Genomic DNA, 6,343 nt, shown 5'->3' on the forward strand with positions numbered 1-6,343 from the left:
GATTTGAAATCAATGATCAGGGTTTTGTTCTCAAAATCATAAATATTGCTGTACGCGATTGAAGCAGATTTGATATATTCAAGATCTATTTCCAGGGGTCTTGAATGAACAATACCAGTGGGAAGGATATCATTTTCAGGATTTGAAAATTCCCGGGTATATATGACGGAAGAAAGCCAGGATACAAAATACCCGGTATGGGTGGAGACTCTGCATGTCAGGTCACAGGGAAAATAATAAATCTGATGATTCTTTACTGCATCCACATCTTTCCAGCCCGATTTGGAGAAATAATTTTTTGCCGCCTCTTTGTCAGGAGCACAGCCATAAATAACCTGGGGGTTAAATTTCATCCATTCTTTTTTTGTGACATTTGTGATATTTCCTTTTTTGCCAAAATCAGGGGGGATACCTCCGGCAGCACGTATGATCTCATTTTGAAAGGAATCACTGCCCGGGGTCATGATCGTCTCTTTTCCCATGAGCCGTATGACGCGTTTCTTGTTTAAATTATCAATTTTGGCCAGTTTTCGTTTGATGTGATTCATCTCAGACGTATTTTTTTCAATGATCTTTTGCGCCTGTTTCTCCCGATTAAATATTTTGCCTAAAGCAGCAATACTTTTATAAGAATTTTCAATGGTGTCGGTTTGAAAAACAAACAGGTTGCAATCTGCTTTATCAAATTTTTTGATGATATCTTTGTGGATCGAAGAAAGGATAATCATATCCGGATGGGCATCTTCAATCTTATCAAGAATGGGTCCCAGAAATCCGCCTATAATTTGTTTGTCAACAGCACCGGCAAGGGTTATATCATGGTAGGTAATGGCTTGAACAAAATCTTTTGCACCTATCTCAAAAAGAATCTGGGTAGCCGATGGTACAAGGGACACAACCTTGTGTGGTGTTTTGAAAAATTTTAAATGATTCCCTTTTGAGTCCTGAACACTTACAGGGTATGCAGCAAGGGATGTGGTGCAAAATACGAGTAACCCGAAAAGTATTAAAATACATGTGTGAATATCAAATTGTTTTTTCATTTGTAATTTTCTTTTAATCTTTATTCAGTAAATTCTTTATGAACTTACTGAATAAAGATTTGGTTTTAAAATTGATAATTTAAAGATAAAAAGATCGACCGTCCTGCACCAGGATATTTTGACAGGGTTTGTGTACCAAATTGATCATAAAAATTTTCCGAATATGTAGTATAATCTTTGTCAAACAGATTGTTAATCCGGCATGACAATGCCCAGTTTTCACCAATTTGCTGATTTGCTTTCAGATCAAGCATCCAGTAGCTGGAAAGTACAGCCTGAGGAGCCGTGTCTGTATCCAGAGCATAAACAGCAGGCCGTTCGCCAGTGTAGCGAATAATACCGGTCAAATCCAGACCAAAATCAAACCAATATGTGAGACTGGTTTTAAAAAAATTATTTGCTGTATAGCGTGCTTTTCGTTGCACACCTCCTTGTTTTTGTTCTGTTGCATCTGTATAGGTGTAGTCCAATGAAAGTGTCATATTATTAAAAGGTCCGATTTTGGTTCCAACCTCCCAGCCACTTGCTTCATATATAGAAAGATTGTCCGGCCGGTAGAAAAAATTACTATCAGGCACCCATGAAATTTTATCTTTAATATCCCATTTAAAATATGTCAAAAAGATAAAAATTTTTTTGTCTGCAAATGTCTGTTCAATACCGGCATCACTGTGCCATCCGGTTTCAGGCTTCAAATTTGGATTGCCCTCGGCACCCATGCCCCATCCCCAATCTTCTAGTGGCCAGAATAAATCATTGGGTGTGGGAGCTTTAAAGTGCCTGCCTGTATTAAATTTAAGAGTTGTGGTCTCAACAGGGGTAATAATTAATCCATATCTTGGAAGAACTTTTGTTCCAAAGGTTGAATGATCCTCCTGGCGAACACCTATTATACCTTTAATATATTTATTGGGTCGATACTGGGCTTCACTAAAAATTCCTGTTGTATAAAGGTCATTCTTACCCATTAATTGTGAAGATTCATTTCCAAAACCATCCAGAGTCGTACTGGTATTTTCCCAGTCATATTTTTTATACTGGATTCCTGTCAGCAAAGTTCCGCCTTTAAATGGGTTTATCTCAACATTGCCTTCTACGCCCCAAATTTTATTTATAACTTCGGTTTCGCTTCCGGGCAGGTTCCCTGGTGTGAATGAACTATAGTACCTGGAATAGTTATTGCTCTCCATGTCTGTATAGTCGGTTTGAAAATTGAAGCCAATCCAATCCAAAGGCTTGCTTTTTATCTTAAAAACCAGATGCTTGTCTTTTTCTTTGAGTTCGTTGAGCAGACTTGAAGATTCAGAATTATAGACGGGTATCCCGCGTACAGTGAACAAAGAAGTCCCCGTCGGCGGTTCGACGCCCGGCCGCCCCCCTTCTCGATCTATATAATCACCATAAAGGCTGATATTCAGGTTCTCCCCTTTATCCAGCACAAGTTTCAGCGATACATCACTTTGTTTGTAATCAGCGTTATCCCGAAACCCATCTGTACCTGAACTGTTGGCAGTGATGTAATAGCCAAGGTCTCCGAAAACAAACATTCCCTGCTCTGCTGAGATCTGATATGCGTTTTCGGACCCATAACCTGCATTTATTTTTAAATCAGTCTGGTCACGTTTTGGGCTCTTTGTAATGATATTCACGATGCCGCTCATTGCCCCGGAACCGTATAAAACAGATCCTGAGCCTTTAACTATTTCGACACGTTCAATATTGTTCATAGGTATTTTGCCGGCATCAGCTATCCCCAGTGAAGGGGAATTTATCGTCACACCATTGACAACAATCTGGGTGCCGTCAGCGCTCATGCCGCGGATATGGATTTCCTGCTCTGCGCCGCCATAATCACCACGGGTCCGCCAGTCAATGCCTGGCTCACCTCCCAATAAATCACCAAAACTGGTTGCCGGAGAATCTTTAATATCCAGATCATCGATTAAAATTACAGAATTCGGCACATCTTTGCGCAGCTCTTTGGTTTTTGTGGCAGTTACGATAATCTCGTCCATGGTTGCAACTGCTTCCTGGTTCCTTACATTCTCATCAGCAAAAGTCATTGTCTGAAATAAAAAAAAACCGGCCAGCACCATCATTAAATGAATTTTTTTCATCTTTCTTCCTGTCTCCCTAATTTAGAATTTGCCGGCCCGAAAATAGTAAACCCCGAACCGAGTTCATCGATCCGGGGTTTTCCCTTTTTTCCTCAAGATCTAATTCCCTTGTCCACGGGGAATGCATCAATTTGTCAGGCAGGTCTTCTGACTTTGGATTATCCTAATCACTTTGCCTTCCCATCTGTTTTACAATAGACAGTGGCGGTGTAAAGCTTTCGTTCCCAATTACAGCGGCGGGCCCGTCCCTGAATTTCACAGGCGTTCCCTTTTAAGCATTTTAAGCACCTGAACGGTTCTTTTAATATTTAGAACTGTCTTAAAAGTCAACTCTAAAGTTAATTTTGCTAAAATTTTAATCAGATGGTGAAGATTGAACAAAGATATCGGTAACAGCGTCATATGCTGACGGATAATTTTTAATAAATTCAAGTATGGCTTGATCCTTGGATTTGTTCAGCAGGCAGAAAACATAAAATCTGAAAATATCAAAAGAATTAATATCGGGGTCAGTTAAAAGAGCTTCAAGGGGGCTGTGGCCAACTAAGTTATTGTAAGTATCTGAGATATTTTTCATTTCATCTTTTAAAAGAAATTGCATCATTTTTATTTTGATTGGATTTTTTTGTACATAGTAAAAAATAGACTTAAGAAAAAAAGATACAGCAGACAGCTTTGACGACAGGCAGTCTTTTTTTTTGCATAAATCCAGGTGAGTGGTTATCTTTTTCAAATATAAATTTTTACTTTTATTTGGCAGGTCTTTGAAAGCAGTCTTTAAAAGAAATTGCCTTTTTAACCGTTTCAATACAGCCGGTGTCATTTGTTTTCTTTGAAGTCGCGGTTTTTCTTCAAATATGGAAAGATATTCTTTAAGGCTTCTCATTCCCGGTGGGGTTAATTCGTCAGCACCGTTATCAAGGATGATGGATTCTATTTGTACATCCAGTAACCCGTCTAAATGATATCGATTTTTATATAGATCATACCCTTCAATGGGTTTGAAATAGTCCACAAGAAGAGCCTTTCGGCCGGTTTTTTTTATAGGAAAAAAATTTGTTTTTGATGTAACCCGGATTTTTTTGTGCCCAAAAGGATGCAGAGCGCTGGTAAAAGTAGGAATAATGATAAAACTGCCGTCAGGTGTTATTTCCGTACCATACCCGTCGGTGATGGAAGGCTTGATGGAAACAAAGTCTTCATCAAGTCCTGCAGGAATCAAGAGTTCGTCCAGGTCATGCTGCTTGCTGATGGCCTTTCCAAGCTCCTGTTCTATTTTTTTGATCCGGGCTTTGTTTTTTGAAGTGATGCTGACAGAAAGGTTGGCGTTCATTTTTATGAGCTTTTTTAACAAAGGAATCTTTCCCTTTGGAACCTTTGTTAGAATGCTGTATTCAATTGGTAATTTTTTTAAATAGTCAATGATGTCGGATATGGTTTTTTCATCTTCTGCCCAGTCCAGGGGATCGGAAGCACCGTAAAGGGAGATATCATTATTGCCTTGATCTGCCATATGGTTGACAATTTTCAGGATGGCTTTATAGGAAAAGTGCGATCTTACCTTTGGCAAAGCCCATTCATTGCATCGTCTGCAAAAATTACTGCATCCGGATGTCAATTGAAACGTCATGGCTGTTTTATATACCAGATCCTTCTGAAAATGGTCTAAACCAAGTTTTGTTTCCCATGTTTGGAAATTAACATAAAGGGCGTCTCTGGATGATTGTTTAATGGAAAATAGAATGAGTTTTTTAAGCCGGATATGGCACTCCCTGATTTTGGGGGAAGAGTGTTTTTCAAGATCAGGGTAGAATTTTTTAATGATGGCTTGTATCTGGTTTAACAGTTTTTTCGTATTCTCACTGAAGTTTGAATTGGTTTCAATATAGTTGAGAATATCATGATAAATCTGTTCGGCAGACTGATGATGACCGCCATAGATCGCACTCAAGAGTTGATTCTTTTTTTGTTCTAAAAAAGAATCATTGGTTTGTATGGTGAGAGTTTTTTTTTGTTTTTCCACTGACAGAAATTTGTAAACTCATTCAAAAGAAAATGATTCATTTAAATAAAGTATCGCACAAAGCCACAAAGGATATAACTCGCTTTGTGGCTTTGTGTCTTTATGCGAGGATGAAACCAAGCATATTTTCAATAATTGTTAAACTATCCGTGAACCTCTTCTTTAACTTGAGTTGTCAGTTTGTAAAGAATGGTCAAAACCAGGAAGCCCGTGCCATAAACAGCCAGGGTAATCATGATTTCCGGTCCTGTAGGTGCGTATTCTGTCACATGGTGCAAAGGTGACGGTACAAATCCGCCTGAAATCATACCCAGGCCCTTATCTATCCAGGCCCCGATAACGATCATGGCACAGGTGAACGGTAACAGAGTATAGTTGTTTCTCAATTTTGGAATCAGAAGGAAAATGGCGCCTGTTCCCATGAGTGTCAGACTGGTCCACATCCAGGGGACAAGTTGAGTATATCCGTGATATCCGAACAAGAGATACTGAATATGTACCTTATGGCCCGGAATATTGGAATAGTAGACAACAAAGACCTCACACAAAAAGAAAAACAGGTTGGCAATAATGGCATAGCAGACGATTTTTGACAATGTCTGCATGGCATCCCAGCCTGGATCAAATTTTGTGAATTTTTTGATAATATAGCAAAGAATTATCAGAAATGCCGGTCCTGCAGCAAATGCTGATGCCAGAAATCTGGGTGCCAGAATGGCTGTCAGCCAGAATCCACGTCCCGGAAGACCGCAGTAAAGATAGGCTGTTACCGTATGAATACCAATGGCAAAGGGAATGGAAAGATAGACCAGGGGTGTTGTCCACCATACCGGTTTGACTTGATTTCTTTCCGCTTCCAGCACCTTCCATCCCACAACAATATTCAAAAAAAGATAACCGTTGAGAACCAGCATGTCATAGAACAGTATTGACTTGGGTGACGGATATAACAATACGTTCAGCATACGGATGGGCTGGCCTAAATCCACAACAATGAAAAGAAGACACATGACCAGAGCACTCACTGCTAAAAATTCGCCTAAAATGGTAATCCTGTGAAATTTTTCATAATCATGGAGATAATAGGGGATGACAACCATAACCCCTCCTGCGGCAACACCCACAAGATAGGTAAAGTTTGCAATATAAAAGCCCCATGA

The 6,343-nt window shown here is 39.5% G+C and carries 4 protein-coding genes and 1 riboswitch; all 4 genes read right to left on the reverse strand.

What is annotated here, in order from left to right; all coding sequences use genetic code 11:
• The coding region (locus K8S13_RS06595) for an ABC transporter substrate-binding protein (RefSeq protein WP_291461391.1) at window positions 1-1,043 on the reverse strand (1,043 nt) is incomplete at its 3' end.
• Window positions 1,044-1,108: 65 nt separating this feature from the next.
• Window positions 1,109-3,160, reverse strand: coding sequence for a TonB-dependent receptor (locus K8S13_RS06600; RefSeq protein WP_291461393.1), 2,052 nt, complete (start codon window positions 3,158-3,160; stop codon window positions 1,109-1,111).
• Between the two features lie 119 nt (window positions 3,161-3,279).
• Window positions 3,280-3,467, reverse strand: a riboswitch (cobalamin riboswitch).
• Between the two features lie 48 nt (window positions 3,468-3,515).
• Complete coding sequence (locus K8S13_RS06605) at window positions 3,516-5,183, reverse strand: radical SAM protein (protein WP_291461394.1); 1,668 nt, start codon at window positions 5,181-5,183, stop codon at window positions 3,516-3,518.
• Window positions 5,184-5,326: 143 nt separating this feature from the next.
• Window positions 5,327-6,343: sulfate reduction electron transfer complex DsrMKJOP subunit DsrP (gene dsrP, locus K8S13_RS06610; protein ID WP_291461395.1), on the reverse strand; the 1,017-nt coding region annotated here is incomplete at its 5' end.

Source organism: Desulfobacula sp. (assembly GCF_021107415.1).

What these genes read in the sequence shown, in the direction of transcription:
- K8S13_RS06600 (WP_291461393.1), bottom strand. Translation starts at nt 3,160, where the DNA reads ATGAAAAAAATTCATTTAATGATGGTGCTGGCCGGTTTTTTTTTATTT.